At 40.9% G+C, this 17,903-nt stretch carries 14 protein-coding genes; 5 read left to right on the top strand and 9 right to left on the bottom strand.

Annotated features, from left to right (window positions below):
• Nucleotides 1-71: 71 nt before the first annotated feature.
• Nucleotides 72-578 carry a GNAT family N-acetyltransferase gene (locus GJB62_RS28400; protein ID WP_114080887.1) on the top strand — a complete coding sequence of 169 codons (507 nt, stop codon included), beginning with the start codon at nucleotides 72-74 and terminating at the stop codon, nucleotides 576-578.
• A gap of 68 nt (nucleotides 579-646) precedes the next feature.
• Here the strand turns inward: GJB62_RS28400 and GJB62_RS28395 are convergent, their stop codons facing one another.
• From GJB62_RS28395 to dacB, 4 genes are all read right to left on the bottom strand, one after another.
• A complete protein-coding gene (locus GJB62_RS28395) occupies nucleotides 647-2,065 on the bottom strand; it encodes a TerD family protein (protein WP_114080886.1) in 1,419 nt (472 codons plus the stop codon).
• A 107-nt stretch (nucleotides 2,066-2,172) separates the two neighbouring features.
• Nucleotides 2,173-2,748 (bottom strand): TerD family protein, encoded by a 576-nt coding sequence (locus tag GJB62_RS28390; RefSeq protein WP_348537533.1) that lies wholly within the window; start codon nucleotides 2,746-2,748, stop codon nucleotides 2,173-2,175.
• 67 nt (nucleotides 2,749-2,815) lie between these two features.
• Nucleotides 2,816-3,418: a TerD family protein gene (locus tag GJB62_RS28385; RefSeq protein WP_114080884.1), complete on the bottom strand. Its 603-nt coding sequence runs from the start codon at nucleotides 3,416-3,418 to the stop codon at nucleotides 2,816-2,818.
• Between the two features lie 756 nt (nucleotides 3,419-4,174).
• Nucleotides 4,175-5,644: a D-alanyl-D-alanine carboxypeptidase/D-alanyl-D-alanine-endopeptidase gene (dacB, locus tag GJB62_RS28380; protein WP_245246035.1), complete on the bottom strand. Its 1,470-nt coding sequence runs from the start codon at nucleotides 5,642-5,644 to the stop codon at nucleotides 4,175-4,177.
• Nucleotides 5,645-5,881: 237 nt separating this feature from the next.
• On the opposite strand from dacB, the gene GJB62_RS28375 reads away from it, so the two are divergent.
• Complete coding sequence (locus GJB62_RS28375; protein ID WP_114080942.1) at nucleotides 5,882-6,478, top strand: hypothetical protein; 597 nt, start codon at nucleotides 5,882-5,884, stop codon at nucleotides 6,476-6,478.
• Nucleotides 6,479-6,635: 157 nt separating this feature from the next.
• Here the strand turns inward: GJB62_RS28375 and GJB62_RS28370 are convergent, their stop codons facing one another.
• The 4 genes from GJB62_RS28370 to GJB62_RS28355 form a co-directional block, all read right to left on the bottom strand.
• The gene (locus GJB62_RS28370; RefSeq protein WP_114080883.1) at nucleotides 6,636-7,094 is read right to left on the bottom strand and encodes a tellurite resistance TerB family protein; all 459 of its coding nucleotides are present in this window, start codon (nucleotides 7,092-7,094) and stop codon (nucleotides 6,636-6,638) included.
• A 166-nt stretch (nucleotides 7,095-7,260) separates the two neighbouring features.
• Nucleotides 7,261-9,174 carry a biosynthetic-type acetolactate synthase large subunit gene (ilvB, locus tag GJB62_RS28365; protein ID WP_114080882.1) on the bottom strand — a complete coding sequence of 638 codons (1,914 nt, stop codon included), beginning with the start codon at nucleotides 9,172-9,174 and terminating at the stop codon, nucleotides 7,261-7,263.
• Between the two features lie 132 nt (nucleotides 9,175-9,306).
• Nucleotides 9,307-10,569, bottom strand: coding sequence for an MFS transporter (locus GJB62_RS28360; protein ID WP_114080881.1), 1,263 nt, complete (start codon nucleotides 10,567-10,569; stop codon nucleotides 9,307-9,309).
• Nucleotides 10,570-10,742: 173 nt separating this feature from the next.
• On the bottom strand, nucleotides 10,743-11,363 hold the full coding sequence (locus GJB62_RS28355; protein WP_114080941.1) for a hypothetical protein: 621 nt from the start codon (nucleotides 11,361-11,363) through the stop codon (nucleotides 10,743-10,745).
• Nucleotides 11,364-11,739: 376 nt separating this feature from the next.
• On the opposite strand from GJB62_RS28355, the gene GJB62_RS28350 reads away from it, so the two are divergent.
• Entirely contained in the window at nucleotides 11,740-12,858 is a 1,119-nt protein-coding gene (locus GJB62_RS28350) for a ferrochelatase (RefSeq protein ID WP_114080880.1), read from the top strand.
• 44 nt (nucleotides 12,859-12,902) lie between these two features.
• On the opposite strand, the gene GJB62_RS28345 is transcribed toward GJB62_RS28350, so the two are convergent.
• Entirely contained in the window at nucleotides 12,903-13,448 is a 546-nt protein-coding gene (locus GJB62_RS28345) for an NADPH-dependent FMN reductase (RefSeq protein ID WP_114080879.1), read from the bottom strand.
• 330 nt (nucleotides 13,449-13,778) lie between these two features.
• Here GJB62_RS28345 and ftsH point away from each other — a divergent pair, with 330 nt between their 5' ends.
• Together ftsH and GJB62_RS28335 are read left to right on the top strand one after the other, a co-directional pair.
• Nucleotides 13,779-15,707 (top strand): ATP-dependent zinc metalloprotease FtsH, encoded by a 1,929-nt coding sequence (gene ftsH / locus GJB62_RS28340; RefSeq protein WP_114080878.1) that lies wholly within the window; start codon nucleotides 13,779-13,781, stop codon nucleotides 15,705-15,707.
• A 583-nt stretch (nucleotides 15,708-16,290) separates the two neighbouring features.
• Nucleotides 16,291-17,205: a DUF928 domain-containing protein gene (locus tag GJB62_RS28335; RefSeq protein WP_245246032.1), complete on the top strand. Its 915-nt coding sequence runs from the start codon at nucleotides 16,291-16,293 to the stop codon at nucleotides 17,203-17,205.
• The last annotated feature ends 698 nt before the right edge of the window (nucleotides 17,206-17,903 follow it).

The following is a 17,903-nucleotide window of genomic DNA, read 5'->3' as shown; positions in this document are numbered from 1 at the left end:
GTGTGTTAGGGCTTGCGTAACGCTGTATTATTTTTAAATATTTTCTCAATATTTTCTCCGAGACGCTAGCAATGACTATTCGCCATGCGACTGAAACTGACTTACCTGCAATTGTGGCAATTTATAATGCTGCAATTCCTAGCCGCATGGCAACTGCTGATTTAGAGCCAATATCTGTAGAAAGTCGCCTTCTTTGGTTTAAGGCGCGATCGCCTTCACAACGCCCGCTTTGGGTAATCGAAGTGGAGGGAATAATTGCTGGATGGCTTAGTTTCCAATCCTTTTATGGGCGGCCCGCCTATAATACGACTGCCGAAATAAGTATTTATATAGCCCCTCAATTTCATCGCTGTGGTTTGGGACGACAACTATTAGCACAAGCAATTAGCGAAAGCCGTACTTTGGGTTTAAATACCCTATTAGGCTTCATTTTTGCCCACAATCAGCCTAGTTTAAACCTTTTTAAAACATTTGGTTTTCAACCTTGGGGACATTTACCTAAAGTTGCCGAAATTGACAGCGTTGAACGAGATTTAGTAATCATGGGACTTAGAACTCTTGACATTGCCACAGATTAAAACCGTAAACTGTCAATGATTTTGATTGAGTTTTCGTAAAGAGACATTTATTTTATCATCAGGAGTTTTTATTGTAATAAATTCTTTGTTTTAGCTAGTTTTAGCCAGTTAGGATATTCAGTCATCAGTAAATCATAAAGTTCTTGATCTGCTATAGTTTCTGGATCTTCTAAACTAAAGAAATCTGAATTATCAACATAGCGATCGCTCATTTCATCCAATCGTTCTAAGAAGGTAAAATCACTTGTCTTTGCTTGGGATAACCAGCCTAAAATACCTTTACCCTTAGCATCCTTACGTGACTTGCCAATAGCCATAAATTGCCAAAAAATAGGTTCATAAGAAGACTCTTTAAGATACTGTTCTGTTTGTGGCTCGTCAGATGTTGCTCCATCTGTAACAAACATGATATAAACTGGTTGACTTAAGGGCGTAGTATTTTTTTGGCTCTCTTTTTTAGATATAGGAAAATAAACTTTTCTAATCATATTGATAGCTTTACCATAGTAAGTACCACCTTCGAGTGGATACTGTTTTAATAGATTTGGAATAAAGCTTTTAAAATTTTCGATAGTCATTGCACCTACATTATGGGTTTCAACTCCGAATAGAAATATATCAATAGAGGCATTTTCATCAAAACGACATCCTAAAGCAAGGATTTTTTCAGCGAACCTCTGGATTTTACCTGTGCAATAGAGTGAACTCATTGAACCAGAGATATCAAGGCAAAGAACAACCTTAGCTTTATGATTGGTAAGATTTACTTTCTGAAGTGATATATCTGCTTTTTTAGCAAGATTAAAAATATGTGGTGCTTCACGTTCAAGCTTTTTATCTAATATTATATTTTCTTGATTTTTATAAGTTTTTTTCTCACTTTGTACGATCGGATGTTCTTGATTTTTTTCTTTTTTAGTTTCTCCAATATATTTATCTACAAAACTTTGTAACCCAGAACTATAGCCTTCTCCTACTGCTTGAAATCTCCATTCATTGTCCTTTTTATACAAACGTCCAAATTCCAAAGATGTCTCTTGAGAAAAAGTCTCTCTTAAGTTATACCGAGCCAGAGAGTTTTTGCTTTCGTGATTGTAAATCTTGATAAAGGCATTTTTTATTTGGCTAAAATTTTGATTTTTTTCTTGCCCTTCATGAATAGTGACAACAAAAACTATTTCCTGAATAGCTGGATTTACTTTTTCCAAATCAACATAAATTGTCTCGTCATCTCCGTTACCTTCTCCAGTTCTATTATCTCCTGAGTGTTTTAAAGAACCATCTAGTGATTGCAGGTTATTGTAGAAAATAAAGTATTTCTCATCGGGTATTTTAGCATTCGCGTCTAACATAAATACGGAAGCATCAATATCATAATTTTGTCCAGTTTGATTTGTTTGCCAACCCAAGCCAATAGCTACTTTCTTTAAATTGGGAGCTTCTTTAGAAAGATTAAATCTACCACCTTTGCTTAATTCAATTTCCATTTCATATACATCCTATAAATTTAGTTTTTGCGAATTAACTTATACAAAAAAAAGGAGGTATTCATGACTCTTACCCCCTTTTTACTTATTACCTTTTGAGATAGCTACTAAGCAGCATATCGTTCTACAAAACTTTGTAGCCCTGATTTATAACCAGCACCGACAGCTTGGAATCTCCATTCCCCATCTTTTCGATAAAGCTTACCAAATTCAATTGCAGTTTCTGCAGAAGCATCTTCATCTAATTCATACTTAGCAATTTGTTTTTCTGTGGCGTTGTCATAAATTCTGATAAATGAGTTTCTGACTTGTCCAAAATTTTGCTTTCTTTGATCTGCTTCATGAATGGTAACGACAAAAACTATTTCTTGAACCGAAGCATCAACTTTGCTCAAATCAATTTGAATTGTTTCATCGTCTCCAAGCCCTTCTCCGGTTCTGCTGTCTCCTTCATGTTTTACAGAACCATCTGGTGATTGGGAGTTGTTATAGAAAACAAAGTATTTTTCATTAGGAATTTTTCCGTTAGCACCTAACATAAAGATAGAAGCATCAAGGTCAAAAACTGTACCTGTATCTGTAACGTTGATATCCCATCCTAAACCAATACCAGCATTTTTTAAGCTTGGTGCTTCTTTTGAAAGATTGATTCTTTCGCCTTTACTGAGGTTTATTGACATAATTACTCCCTATTTTTTCAAAACGAATTTTATGCAGAGTTGTTATTAAGTTGGGTAACTCAATAAGTAGTTAAGCATAGACTTTCATAAGTCCCTGCAAACCATTAACATTAATGCCGTTACCAATAGCTGCCATTTTCCACTCGTTATTGTGATTGTAAATTTCAGCCATGATCATCCCGGTCATTCCTTTGTATTCAGAACCAGATAAATGATATTTGGCCAGTTCTTGATTGTTAGATGTATTGACTAAACGCACAAAGGCATTTTGTACCTGTGCAAATTCTTGCTTACGAGCAATACAATCGTAAATATTAACCGTAAAAACTAGTTTGACAATTTCTTTTGGTAGTCGAGCTAAATCTACAATAATTTGCTCGTCATCACCTGTACCTGCGCCTGTAAGATTATCACCCAAATGGGTAATAGCTCCTGATTTGTGCAATAAATTTCCAAAGTAAAGAACGTTACCGATATCTGTTATTTTGTCATTTTTATCTAAACAGATTACAGAAGCATCTAAGTCGCAGTTTTGAGTATTACCGAAAGCCCCAAAAAAACTGCCACCAGAACGTTTTGCTATATCCCAGCCTAGCCCACACATCAGCTTGGTTAGCCCAGGAGCTTCTTTAGAAAGTGAGATACGTTGCCCTTTTTGTAGGTTGATTACCATGTGATGATTTTGAATATATTCAAACTGCGAATGTTTTTAACTATTTGATTAGGTAGCTATTCGTATTAGTCTTTATCAGGACTTACGCAACTGGCATATTATTTTCAGTTCGTAGTGTTCGCGCAGCGTCTCGCAGAGAGGACTTTAGTCCTGAAAATAAGGGCTAAAGCCCTTACTACAAACTACAAATCCGATTTTTTGTGACACTTGCGTAAGTCCTATTTATTAAGAGTTACTTCTAGCTTTTTAACTTTGTTAATTTTTACTAATTTTTGTAGCTTAAAAATGCCATACAAAATTATGCTCCATTAAAGTAATGAACAATAAAGCTACAAATTTTTATTGTATAATTACGTTTTTATGTCGGAGTTTGCTAAAGCGTTTATCTATTTGAGTTGAATAATAATACGCCGCATAATTGAAGACATATCATATTGTTATGCGCTCTATCGTAGTCACATTTAAAAGCAGTGTAATCAGGGAAAATACGTAATATCCAACATTTTTGTATTTATACCAAATATTTTTGCTGGTATTACTGATCTAATTGCCGTTATAAAGTAGACTGTAACTGCGCTAAACTATTAAAAATTATTGTCTTTATGTTAATAACCGAGTGAAAGCTCGGAACCTAGAGCTTTATTGTCAATGAGTTATGGCAGAACCAATCTCTGATCGTTTGATACTACGATCACTGCAATTATTTACCAGAGTCAGCAAATGTAGAGACACAAACTTTTGCATCTCTAAACATTTTTAACAACGTTGTAACTGCGTTAACAACACAACAACTTCATCAATTACTTGCCGCACAGCCGTTGCCGGTTGATCCGATTGATTAACGATAATACTAAAAACTAACGGCTCATATTTAGGCGCATTTATATATCCAGAGAGAGAAACTACACCCGTTAATGTACCTGTTTTTGCTTGCACAATGCCCTCAGCAGATGTGTTTTGAAAGCGCCCTTTTAAGGTTCCAATTTTACCTGCTACGGGTAAAGATGCGCGATACACATATCCTGCTGGTGTTCTTGCCATCCCTCGCAAAGTTTGTACAAAAGCTTCTGGTGTGGCTAAGTTACGACGTGATAAACCCGAACCATCTACTAAAATATAATTTGCTGGATCAACTCCCAATTGAGTTAAACTCGCTTTGACAGCTTCTAAACCAACATCAACGCTAGTTTTAGTTTTCACTCTGGGTTTTTCCCCAGCTAATGCTCTCAATAGTGCCTCAGCATATAGATTATTACTATTCTGAAGAGTTTCCATTAATAATTCAGATAAAGGTGGTGACTCTACAAAAGCTATTTCCTCTTGATGAACACCACCAGTTACCACTAATGTTTGTCCCAAAGGAATTTTTTCTGTTGCCAAAGCAGCACGGAAGCGTCGTAAGAAATAATAATTAGGGTCAATTACAGGCAAATCTATTAAAGACGGTTCAGAATTTGTTGTTAGTTGTCCTTGAATTCGTAATGCTGTTCCTGATAATTCGCGGGTAATATTGACGTAAGTTGGTTGATTTTGGGCAACCGTTATTGACTGATTAATTGTCCGCCACTGTTTCGCCTCGCCAGGATCAATCCACACTACTTGTAAGGATTTACCTACAGCCTGCGGTACAAGTTTTAAGCTAAAAATATTTTGATTGAGAATAAAGCTGCTGACTGGTGCGCCATAGTCTGACTGCACATCTTCCCATTGCCAGGTGGGGTTAACAATATCTCCTTGAATATAACTATCATCAGCTATCAACCTCTGAATTTGAGTAATACCTTTCTGTTTTAGCTGCTGTGCTAATGTTTGCAGTTGAGTATCACTTAAGCTGGGATCTCCCCTACCGACAACACGTAAAACACCATTGCCATTCTGATAAATAGAGGTACGAATCCGAAAATTAGCACCCAATTGCTGCAATGCAGCTGCTGTTGTCAGCAATTTGAGATTAGACGCAGGAGTAAAATATTTCTGAGCATCCCGACTATAAAGAGTTTGCCCACTTGACAGGGGTTGTACCAAAATTCCCCAGCGCACCCGACTAAATAAGGGACGATTGATTACAGCATCTATAGCTGTTCCCAGTTGGGTAGAGCAAATTGATTTTGTGGTAGTTGTTGGCGCGACTTGGGTTTGTGCTTTCGCAATAGAACTAAATCCTATCTGGCTAGTCAAGAATATTAACAAAACACCCAGTGGTTGGTTGAAAGTCTTAAGTCTCACCAATTTTTCTTATCCCAAAGATAGATATTTTTAGTTTGCCAACAACTTCTTTCCGGAGAGAGAAGAATTGGCTCAGTAAAGTTACTTAACTAGTATAGGGAAGATGTTCACATGTTTCATACGTGGGCGATGTCTACGACGGGCTGCGCCTACGCACAAACATAATTTATGGGACTACAAAATAGAAACGTAAGTCAACCTGCACATACTACAGAAATACGAAATCGAGGCAACAGTGTGAGTACATTTTTATCTGGTGTAGCTGTATTACTCTCTACTTTGGCTTTGGGATGTAGCGGCTATGTAGCTTATGAAGTTTTCACGTTGCGGCAGACACTAAATGCTAGTAATACAGTCAGCAACACCATTCCCAGTCAAGTGCCAAGCCCTACAGCTACAACTTCTCCACAAGCAACAGCCTCACCATCCCCAGCCAGTACTACAACTTCAACAATTAGCCCTGGTCAATTTGTGCAGCCTGCTTTTGGCAAAAAGGCAGAAGTTGAGTTACTTTCAGCAAAGCGAATTAAAGATCCAGAAACTGGAAACCGTGATGTGGTAAATTTGCAAATGCGGATTCGTCGCCTTGCCACAGACGGAGTTGTTGGTGATATTATATCGGTGGCTAGTACAACAGCCCGTAATGCTGAGACTAGCGTAACCTACAAAGGGGTTGCTCTCAATCGCTCAACAGGAAGCGTTTCTTTGTTTCAAGTACGCCCACAAGCCTCCGCAGATGCTTATATCTGGCTAAGAGTTCCCGATGGTGTTAATAACTTGGACATTTTTGTGCCAGATACAGCCGCATTTAAAAATGTACCAATTTCTAATTAGTGGTCTATAGAATTAATTTTGATAAAGTGCAAGATTCCCAACTTCTTTATGAAGTCAGGAATCTGAACAACTCAACTTAAACAAAATTATTTTTTACTCTAAATTAGCAACCCCAAATTAACGATAGTAGATGCTTGAGGCTGTAATTGAAAAAGGATTACTCCTCTTCCTCTTCATCTTCCCCGAACACTGCGTCTATCAGTTCTTGTGCCCGCTCGTCTGAAATCTTTAAGGCTTCCTGAAGCTCAGAGATATAATCTTGTTCCGCTTCGGGTACTTCCTCATCAATCCCCACCACTAAGATAGCTGTGATATATGCAGCTTCCCGATAACCTCTATTCGGTAAGGATTCGATGGACTGAGCGATTAAATCTTCTGGTTCTTCTTCTTCAATCAAGCTGACAACTTTTTCGGTCAATTCTTCAAAGTCTTCTTCAGAGTAATCTTCAAATAAGTCAACCCGACTCAGAAATTCACTTAAAGCATATTCTTCTGTTGAAGAAATACCTTCACCATCGGCTGCTGCGGAAAATAGTCCAAGGATTGCGATCGCAACTTCTGGTTCTAGAGCAACTGAACTAATACTACGACCTTTGGGCAACTTGCGTTTAGACATAATTATCCTCTAAAAGTTACGTGATATTTCAGGAAGTAAAATGCTTCCTAAAATTTAGGATTCCCAAAAGAATGGAGAAAAATACATTGGTATAAATATTTCTTCATAAAAAATACGCAGAGAGACATCCCTCTGCGTATAAAAACTATTTAATTCTCAAAAAGCGTTACAACTTTGTCCCACACTCAGCGCAGAAGTTGTGGTTAGGAGCATTTTTGGCATTGCAGTTACTACAGTAAACTGGTTCTGCTGCTGCTTTGGGCGATCGCTTCTGCAAGCCGACCATTTGAGCGTTGCTCTTACCAGGAACTACCATTGGATAGCAGTTTTCGTCTCTGGTGACGTGGACATTTAAGATTACTGGGCCTTTGTGTGCCAGCATTTCGGCGATCGCATCTTTTAATTGACTGCGATCGCTGATTACCATACCCTTAATGCCATAAGCTTGTGCCAATAACTCTACGTCTGGCATCCCTACTTCCATGTTGGAGCATGAGTAACGCTCACCATAGAAGGCTTGCTGCCACTGGCGCACCATTCCTTGCCAGCCGTTATTGATAATTATTGTCTTGACATTTATTCCATACTGTGCAAGTGTTCCCAATTCCTGTAAACACATTTGGAAACTGGCATCGCCACTGATACAAATGACTTCTTCATCAGGAAACGCCACTTTAGCGCCCATTGCGGCAGGTAAGCCAAAACCCATTGTTCCTAAACCCGCGCTAGAAATCCAGCGTCTTGGGCCGTTTTTGAGGAATTGTGCTGCCCACATTTGATGTTGTCCTACATCTGTGGTGTAGAAAGCGTGGGGTGCTTGGCTACTCACTTCTACAATCACTTCTTGGGGTGAAATGCTGTCGGCATGATGCGGCACTATTAGAGGATACTCTTCGCGCCAACGATTAACTAAATTTAACCACTCTTGGTTTTGATTAGGTGTAGCCTTAACGCCTGTTTCTTTGCAGCGACGCAACAAGTCTACTAAGACGTTCCGCACATCGCCAACGATGGGCACTTCGGGAACGCGATTTTTGCCGACTTCTGCGGGATCGATGTCGATGTGAATAACTTTAGCGCGGGAGGCGAATTCGTCTAATTTGCCTGTAACGCGATCGTCAAATCTAGCGCCGACGCAAATCAGCAAGTCACAATCACTAACGGCAAAGTTAGCGTAAGCTGTGCCGTGCATCCCCAACATTCCCAAAGCTAGGGGATGATGTTCGTCAAAGCCACCGATCCCCATTAAGGTGGTGGTGACAGGGATGTTGAATAATTCAGCTAGTTCTTTGATTTCTTCATGGGCACCAGCTGCGATCGCACCACCACCGATATACAGTAGAGGACGGCGACTTTCAGTAATCAACTGAATCGCAGCGTTAATTTGCCGGGGATTTCCCTTCACGGTGGGACGATAACCGCGTAATTTTACTGAACCTGGTTTTACAGGTACATAGTCAAATTCTTCTAAAGCTACATCTTTAGGGACATCAATTAAAACTGGCCCTGGTCGTCCAGTGCTAGCGATGTGGAAAGCTTCGGCGACAATTCGCGCCATATCTTTGGGGTCACGCACTACATAAGAGTGCTTGACGATGGGTAGCGTAATCCCGTAAATATCGGTTTCCTGAAACGCATCTGTACCAATGGACGGACGTGCTACCTGCCCCGTGACTACAATCATTGGGATTGAATCCATATAGGCGGTGGCGATCCCTGTCACCAAGTTAGTTGCTCCTGGGCCAGAAGTGCCAAAGCATACTCCTACTTTGCCAGTTGCACGGGCGTAACCATCTGCGGCGTGGGCTGCGCCTTGTTCGTGTCTCACGAGAATGTGCTTAATAGCACCAGTTGCTTCCACCTTATACAGGTCGTCATAAATTGGTAGAATTGCCCCACCAGGATAACCAAAAATATAATCAACGCCGTGGCGATGAAGGCTATCAAGTAGAGCAAAACCGCCAGATGCACGTTTGGGCACGACTGGGGGGCTAGAAGGACGAGACTGTTTGTGATTCTCAGTTTGTGGGAGACTAATTTGGGAGAGCGATTCTCCTGCGGAGACACTTCGTGAACGCACGGTCAAACCTCAGACTATAGCTAAAGTTAATGCTGGATTCTGTATTTAAGATTTCATTTTAGTTGAAAACTTCAATGAAAACCTGATTAATTTTTATATTCAATATAAAGATAGATTATTAGCCTACATTAATTAAATTACGTCTTGCAAGACATTGCGGGTATTTTTCCAAGCCCAAACACCGACAACAACAACAACAACACTCATTCCTACAAGCACAGTTCGCAAGCCCAGCACATCAGTTAATGGCCCAGTAATTGCTAGGGGTAACGCCAGAGCGATGTTTACGGCATGATTTTGAAAACCAAATACTTTACCGTGCATGGTAGATGGTGTTTGCTGTTGAATTAAAGTTTGCATGGGTACGCCAATTAGGGCAGCACCTATACCCAAAAATGCACAGAGTCCTAGCGCCAGTAATAAGTTGTGCGTAAAAGTGAACACCCCTAAAACTAGTGCCATCATCAAAAATCCAATTAAAGGTAAGGGTTTGTGATGCAATTTATCACCCCAGTGACCTAAAATCGCCGCACCAAATACCATACCGACACCTGCTGCTGCCAAGAAAAAGCCAAACTGTTTTTCTTTTAAACCAAACTCTTCAGCTAATTGAATTGTTAGTACTGTTAAGGCTGCAAACACACAATATAAGGTTGTCAGTTGCAGCATAGCGTTCAAGATCAAAGGGTTTTTCTTGAGATAGCGTAGGCTTTCAGTGAATTCAGCCCAAGGGTTATTTGATGCCCGATGTTCCCTTGGTCGTTTGGGTTCTTTGAACTTAATCGGTTGCATGATTGCAGCCGACAATATGTATAATCCGCCAACCACAAGCTCTTGACCGTATTCTTCTCCCATCCAGCTTTTCGCCAAACTCAAAATAGGCTCTCCGATAGCAAAGCCAACAATTAAAGCTCCCATCATCGTGCTGGTAAACAGCGCATTGGCTGCTAACAAATTCTCTCGTTTCACCAACAGGGGAATGGCTGCTTGCTCGGCTGGTGCAAAAAATTGCGTCACCGTAGAGATGGCAAAAGTCAGGATTAATAGAATCAGAAACTGTCTTGGTAACAAGGGAAGACACAGCGTTAATATTCCCCGCACAACATCTGAGCCAACCATAATTAGCTTTTTTGGCAAGCGGTCAACAAAGATACCACCAGCAGAGCCGAACAAAATTGCTGGTATTGTAAATGACAGCATCAAAGTTGAGTACATCGAGTTTTGTGCCAAGCCAGGAAGCGGTGAATAGTTCTCCAGCAGAGCAATCATCAAAACGAAGAAAACCTTATCTGCTAACTGGGACACCAGTTGCCCAATCCACAGGAGCATAAAACCACGGTTTTTTAGCAGTGCGCCAAACCCGTTATTAACAGCAGCTGGTTCAGTTGGAAACATTTAGATACTTTCTTGCTTTGGGTAGATGGGACATGGGGAATGGGACATTGGGCATTGGGTATGGGCTATGGGGTATGGGGTATAGTTTTTCTTGACTGTCCCCTGTACGCTATCACCTGTAACCTTTTCCCTTCCCCACTCCTAACTCCTAACTCATAATTCTATTGTCCGGACTAATTTGCTTCATAGCGCTTTAACAGCATAAGCAAAAACTCAGCTGCTGTCAGATAACCTTTGGGTGGAGAAATTTCAATGGATGAATCTACCCACCAGCCTTGTACAGCTTGGGAGGTAGATTCAGAGGGGATTTCCGTTAGACATCGCCACATAGACAAATGATCAACTGCTGGTTGTGCATAAAAGTTATTTTGCCCACAACCTAGCAAACAGGAACTCCAATGCGTGAAATAATCATGACTCATCCGATGAATCGGAAAATTACCCTGTAGTGGTACTCCCCATCCATCTATAGCAATAAAAGCTTTGACACTACCACCCAAGAGTTGCCACAAATGTGCTGCCCCTATTGCCCCAACTACGCCAGCACTAAAGCTAATAAATATAATTGGTGATTTTAAAGAGCCGGTCAAGCGATCGCGCAAAAACTGCAAAATGTGCAATGCTGATAAAACCGAAATATCTTTACCTGGATAAATCAGTATATTTGTGGGGTTGTGTGCGTTAGCGTAGCTCACCGCAGGTATCGCGCCATTAGAAACTAAATCTAACAATCCTACTCTAAAGCTTTCAGTTAACTCTGGTTCATGAATTCCAGGGCAAATAATTATACTCATTTGTCTATCCTGATTGGGCATTGGAAGATAATTCTACGGTTGGGTTAGGGTTTTTTGATGAAAATTCTAAATTACACAGACGCGATAAATCGCCGTCTCTACAATAATCAATCCTTCGTTTTGACGGCGATTTATCACGTCTCTTGGCTTAACCGAACTGTATAATTTTTCATGCCACTTGCCCTGAGCCTCCCGCAGGGAAGGAATGCCCAATGCCCCACGTAAGTTTTGTATGTCTTTTGATGTATTATCTTGATTTACCCACCTATCCTATCCCCCTGGATGGGATAATAAGTTACAAGTAAGGAAGGGACATGTGTAAGCTATTCCCTTATTTTATATTTCTCTGCACTCTGGTTATATTGAGGAACTAATTGTGGTTGCCACGCCGGAAAAAGTACAACACACCCACGAGCATCTATCAGGTAAAGACCGTGTAGCCGTACTGCTTATGGGCTACGGCGAAGTCGAAAGCTACGAAGATTTCGCCAACTATAACGAACAGGCTTTAAATCTACTGACAGCAAAGTTCGCACCAGTACCAACCTGGATTTATCCCCCTCTGGCAAAGCTTTTGGCGCTATTTGACCGCCATGAGTGGGGACACACACACCACGATTTTATCTCCCCACACAACGCCATTTTTGAACAGCAACGGGCTGGGATTGAAAAGAATTTACAAGAAAAATGGGGAGATAAAGTTCAAGTTTTCAAAGCTTTTAACTTCTGTGCCCCTTTCCTACCCAATCAAGTCTTGGCAGAAATCAAAAACCAAGGCTTCGAGAAGCTGCTAATTTACCCATTGCTAGTTGTTGATTCTATCTTTACCAGTGGGATTGCGATCGAGCAAGTTAACAATGCTCTCGTTGAGTTGGCTGATGGTGAGGAACACTGGGTTAAAGCACAGCGCTACATTCCTTCTTTCTTCAACGAACCAGCTTACATCGATTTGATGGCTCATCTGGTTGAAGAGAAGATTGCTGAATTAGCAGGAGCTTATCTCCCTTCTCAAATCGGGATTGTATTAATGAATCACGGCTGTCCCCATAAAGCTAAAGGCTTTACTTCTGGGATTGCCGAAAGTGAAGCAATGTATGATTTAGTTCGGGATAAGTTGATTAATCGCTATCCATTAATCTCAGTGGGTTGGCTCAATCATGACACGCCCTTAATTGATTGGACACAGCCAAACGCCGAACAAGCTGCAAACAACCTGATTCAGTTGGGTGCAAAAGTGGTAATTTTTATGCCAATTGGCTTTGCCACAGAAAACCACGAAACTCTATTGGATGTACACCATATCATCCATGCTTTAGAGAAACAGAATCCTGGCACGAACTACGTGCAAATGGCTTGTGTTAATGACCATCCAGAATTTTTGGCAATGGTGGCCCAATGGGCTGATGATCATATTGCAGAGTTGTTGTCAGAGCAAGCTTTGGCAGTTAATCCCCAACTCGCTGGAGATCACCATCATCACCACCATCATCATTAAGTTTTGAGTTTATCAGGGTGGGTCTGGCTTTGCCCACCCTACAACTAATTCACGCCTCGCAGCTTGCGAGTGTTATCAACTAAACTTTGAGCAAATTCATCAAATCTTTGAGAAAGCTTTTCATCTACGAGTTTGCCTTCAGGACTGAATGCACCCCAAGCTTGTCCGATCGCAATTTGTTCTGGAATTACCCAACCATGCACCCATCTGACAATTAGCCGTAGGTCATTTAATGCGTTACTATTTGACTGACCGCCCAATACGCTGATTAGTCCTGTCACTTTATCAGACAGTTGCTCAAAGCTCATCAAATCTAGAGCATTTTTCAGGACACCACTAACCCCACCATGATACTCAGGTGTGGCTAAAATTAATCCATCTGACTGACTGACTGTATCCTGTAACCGCTTAACATCTGGGTATTCTAGATACTCTTTTGCGCCAGTGCAAAACGGTAACTGCAACTGTCTTAAATCAAGAATTTCTACCTCTGCACCAAGGGCTTCTACTCTTTGCACTGCTACTTGTAAAGCAAGCTGCGTATAGGAGTTTGGTCTTAAACTACCACCAATACCAACAATTCTCACCATAATTAACCTACAAATTATTAACTAGCTACTATCACCAGATTTCTTAAAAAGCGGAATCGTTATGACTATGTTTATCTTAGCGATTTGTGTCGGAATGTGTCAAATTAATATCTGCTGGAAAATTTGAGGATGAAAGAGTTAGGAGTTAGGAGCCAGAATAATTATCCAGGTTGCTCAAATTTATGTAATAACCGGAGAAACATGGGAATGCTTTTGTGTGGAAGTTAGACTAGATAAGAAAAGTGTAATTTCCAGTTATTACAATTTTTGGTAGAAGAATAGGCATAAAACCATAGCTCAACTTGTGCCAGCAGACAAAGGGTAATTATTATGACAAATTTGGGAAAAAAAGCATTGGTAAAAAGGCAGTCATCAAAGCGAGTTGCTTGGGTTGGTGCGTTGGCAAAGCCCGCCGTAGGCATCGCAGCTAGCTTGATTATGTTACCAGGAATTTTCGGGAGTACCCCCGTCTTGGCACAAAAACCAGAGAGTACCTCTACTACCTCTAGTACCTCTCTAAACTATGGTGATTTGCTCAAGAAAGCGAAGGCGGGAGAAGTCCAAAAAGTAGAGCTTGACGAAACCGAACAGCTAGCCAGAGTTTATCTCAAAGGGCAAAAGGAAAATACGCCACCGCAACAGGTAAGACTTTTAGCGCAAAACACAGAGTTAATTAACATACTCAAAGATAAAAATGTTGAGTTTGGCGAGGTTTCCTCTGCTAACAGTCGAGCTGCTGTTGGGCTATTGATTAATCTTATGTGGATTTTGCCACTGGTAGCTTTAATGCTATTGTTCCTCCGACGCTCTACAAATGCTTCTAGCCAAGCGATGAATTTCGGCAAATCCAAAGCTCGTTTCCAAATGGAAGCCAAAACCGGAGTGAAATTTGAAGATGTCGCCGGGGTTGAAGAAGCTAAAGAAGACCTTGAAGAAGTTGTTACTTTCTTAAAACAGCCAGAAAGATTTACGGCTGTAGGCGCACGGATTCCCAAAGGAGTGCTGTTAATTGGCCCCCCTGGTACTGGTAAAACTTTACTAGCAAAAGCGATCGCAGGTGAAGCAGGTGTACCATTCTTCAGTATTTCCGGTTCAGAATTCGTGGAAATGTTCGTTGGTGTGGGTGCATCTCGCGTCCGCGACCTCTTCAAGAAAGCGAAAGAAAATGCCCCATGTCTAATATTTATCGATGAAATTGACGCAGTAGGTAGACAACGGGGTGCTGGTATCGGTGGCGGTAACGATGAGCGCGAACAAACCCTCAATCAACTGCTCACCGAAATGGATGGTTTTGAAGGTAATACAGGTATTATTATTATTGCTGCCACTAACCGCCCAGATGTCTTAGATGCAGCGCTGCTTAGACCAGGACGCTTTGACAGACAAGTGATGGTGGATGCGCCGGATCTCAAAGGTCGACTGGAAATTTTGAAAGTCCACGCGCGGAATAAGAAAATTGACCCTAGCGTATCATTAGAAGCGATCGCTCGTCGCACTCCTGGATTTACTGGCGCAGACTTAGCCAACTTACTCAACGAAGCGGCAATTCTGACTGCTCGGAGACGCAAAGAAGCTGTCACCATTTTAGAAATTGATGCTGCTGTGGATAGAGTGGTTGCAGGTATGGAAGGTACTGCTTTAGTAGACAGCAAGAGCAAACGCTTGATTGCCTATCATGAAGTTGGACACGCTTTGGTAGGCACATTGCTCAAAGACCATGACCCTGTGCAGAAAGTTACATTAATTCCACGGGGACAAGCACTCGGATTAACTTGGTTTACTCCTAACGAAGAACAGGGGTTAGTTTCCCGTTCTCAACTCAAATCGCGGATTACTGCTACTTTGGGTGGTCGCGCCGCCGAGGAAATCGTTTTTGGCAAGCCAGAAGTTACCACAGGTGCAAGCAATGACTTGCAACAGGTGACAGGGATGGCGCGGCAAATGGTGACACGCTTCGGGATGTCAGAATTAGGCCCATTGTCTTTGGAAAATCAGAGTGGAGAGGTATTTTTAGGACGCGACTGGATGAATAAATCAGACTATTCTGAAGAAATTGCCGCCAAAATTGATTCACAGGTGCGTGAAATTGTCAACAACTCTTATATCAAAGCAAAAGAACTGTTGGAAGAAAACCGCATAGTTTTGGAACGTTTAGTAGATTTGTTAATAGAAGAAGAAACAATTGAAGGCGATTCATTCCGCCAAATCGTTGCTGATAATGCCCAAGTAGCTGATGCACAATTAGCTGTACCTCATTAGACATCTGATGAAAAATAATGTAGAGATGTAGCACTGCTACGTCTCTACAAGTGTTGTTGATAAAGCATATTGAAGAAGAATTCAGAAGTCAGAATTCAGGAGTCAGAATAAATCAGTCGGGGATTCAGACCCGCGACTGATTAAAGACCACCAAATCGTAGATTTAGTGGGGGTCTTAAACCCGGCTATTCAGATGCTCGTGGACTCGCTTTAAGCGAAGCCATGCCGTTGGCGCAGCCTCTCGTAGAGAAGGCTTTACGCTGCGCTATCCGCCACTCGCACAGAATTCATTCTGAATTCTGACTCCTGACTCCTGAATTCTGTTCGATAAATACGTCGTTTCAGGTTTTTATTAATCATTCTTTGATAGGAAATAGATCCACGGTGTAGGGTCAATTCATGAATTGCCCCTACACTGTATAGTTCTGCCTAAGTCCTAAAATAAGTTGGGAATCTTCTTGTGCAAAAGTAGAAGGCTACCTCAGCATTTCCACAAACTGGTACATAAAGCCTTACTACTGTCAAGCTTAGGGTATTGTATTATATAGCCCCAATCAACGTACTACAAGTGGAAATAGACATTATGAAACATAGATTTTGGGCAAGCTATTTGCTTGCGGCTTTAGCATTTCTTCCCTTAGAACCTGTGATTACTACACAGGTTTTGGCAACAGAGTCAGTTTTGCAACTAGCACAAGCCAAATCTGCTTACACGCAATATATGCAACTCGGCTATAACGAAACCAAACGTAGAAACTACCGAAAAGCTTTGGGATATTTTCAGCAAGCAGAACGGCTACGTCCTGGAGATAGATACGCTACTTCTGCAATTAGAAATGTTACAAGTTACATCCAACGCGGTAGAAATCGTATTGCCTTCGTCCCAGGTAGACCTGGTAGGGTAAGGTCAGCAGGAACACGAGGAAGTTGCTTTCAAACTGGACAAAATATCATTCCCCTGACACCGACAGATAAGGAAGCTCAACGAACCACAGCAGAGCGTCCCACATTATTTTTCTATGTTCCTCAAACCTCTACAACAGTACAAGCACTAGAATTTGTTTTGCGGGATGATGATAGCTCCGACCCATTGTATAAAGGAACTTTCAAACCTGTTGGGCAGAATGGTATTGTTAGTGTAAATGTACCTACTAATCAGCCATCTCTACAAATCGGTAAAGAATATAGTTGGACTTTTTCAATGATTTGTGATACCAACAACCGCGATAAAGACTCTTATGTAGAAGGTACAATAGTGCGATCGCAAGATGAAAATCTATCTCTTCAATTAAACCAACCAAACACAGACTTGGATCGTGCAGTTCTATTTGCAACTGCTGGATTTTGGGAAGATTCTCTCAGAACTTTAGCTAATTTACGCCGCCAGCGTCCTAATGATCCTGAAGTTCAGAAATATTGGGAAGATTTGTTGAATTCAGTAGAGATTAAAGAAGTTGTAAACAAGCCTTTATTGCCCTGTTGTACTGTTCAAAAATAAATTAAAAATTACTTAAAAACCCGGTTTTGATAGAGAAGCCGGGTTTTTACCATTCATAGGTTTTGAGACGCGATAAATCGCCGTCTCTACAAGATTTTATGTTACAAAAACGACGTTTATTTCTAAGTGTGCTGCGATCGCGTACCCGCCCCTCGGAGGCGATGGTCTCCGACCGACCGGAGGTCATCGCAAACGAGACAGTTAATCTGAGATATTGAACAATTAGTTTGCAATACTTAATATTAGAGAATCTAATAATTAGTATTGCATGATATTGTGTTCATCAGTACATATTTTTTTGTATGCATCGTGTAGACTCTATTTGCGGAGTAAGATTGCTACATAAATTTATGGTAATTCGAGCGCCAAGCAGCAGCAACCCTAATTTTGCTGTGGTATTAACCTGACTTACAGTTTGGTTATTTCATTCCATATAGAGCAACTGAAGTCTACATTTTAGTTGTTTTGAAAGTATTCCATTATTACATTCAGTGTGGAGTTAGCAGTAAATGCTAGCCCAAAGCTTTGTATGGAAAGAATTTTATCAATCTGCCATCTGAGTATTTTTTGGGTGGATGTCAGCAGTTGTGTCTACTCATCAGACACTTGCCACGTAGTTATAAGGATTTTACAAACAGTTAGGAATTAGCGATCGCACACTGACGTTAGATGAAAAGCCATTAGCTGCTATACGCAAA

Origin of the sequence: Nostoc sp. ATCC 53789 (genome assembly GCF_009873495.1) — a bacterium.
In the GTDB taxonomy this organism is placed as follows: Bacteria; Cyanobacteriota; Cyanobacteriia; order Cyanobacteriales; family Nostocaceae; genus Nostoc; species Nostoc muscorum_A.
This window is presented reverse-complemented; position numbering and strand designations above follow the sequence as displayed.

Coding starts and splice junctions, on each gene's coding strand:
- GJB62_RS28400 (WP_114080887.1), top strand. CDS start 72: ATGACTATTCGCCATGCGACTGAAACTGACTTACCTGCAATTGTGGCA.
- GJB62_RS28395 (WP_114080886.1), bottom strand. CDS start 2,065: ATGGAAATTGAATTAAGCAAAGGTGGTAGATTTAATCTTTCTAAAGAA.
- GJB62_RS28385 (WP_114080884.1), bottom strand. CDS start 3,418: ATGGTAATCAACCTACAAAAAGGGCAACGTATCTCACTTTCTAAAGAA.
- GJB62_RS28370 (WP_114080883.1), bottom strand. CDS start 7,094: ATGTCTAAACGCAAGTTGCCCAAAGGTCGTAGTATTAGTTCAGTTGCT.
- GJB62_RS28360 (WP_114080881.1), bottom strand. CDS start 10,569: ATGTTTCCAACTGAACCAGCTGCTGTTAATAACGGGTTTGGCGCACTG.
- GJB62_RS28355 (WP_114080941.1), bottom strand. CDS start 11,363: ATGAGTATAATTATTTGCCCTGGAATTCATGAACCAGAGTTAACTGAA.
- GJB62_RS28345 (WP_114080879.1), bottom strand. CDS start 13,448: ATGGTGAGAATTGTTGGTATTGGTGGTAGTTTAAGACCAAACTCCTAT.
- ftsH (WP_114080878.1), top strand. CDS start 13,779: ATGACAAATTTGGGAAAAAAAGCATTGGTAAAAAGGCAGTCATCAAAG.
- GJB62_RS28335 (WP_245246032.1), top strand. CDS start 16,291: ATGAAACATAGATTTTGGGCAAGCTATTTGCTTGCGGCTTTAGCATTT.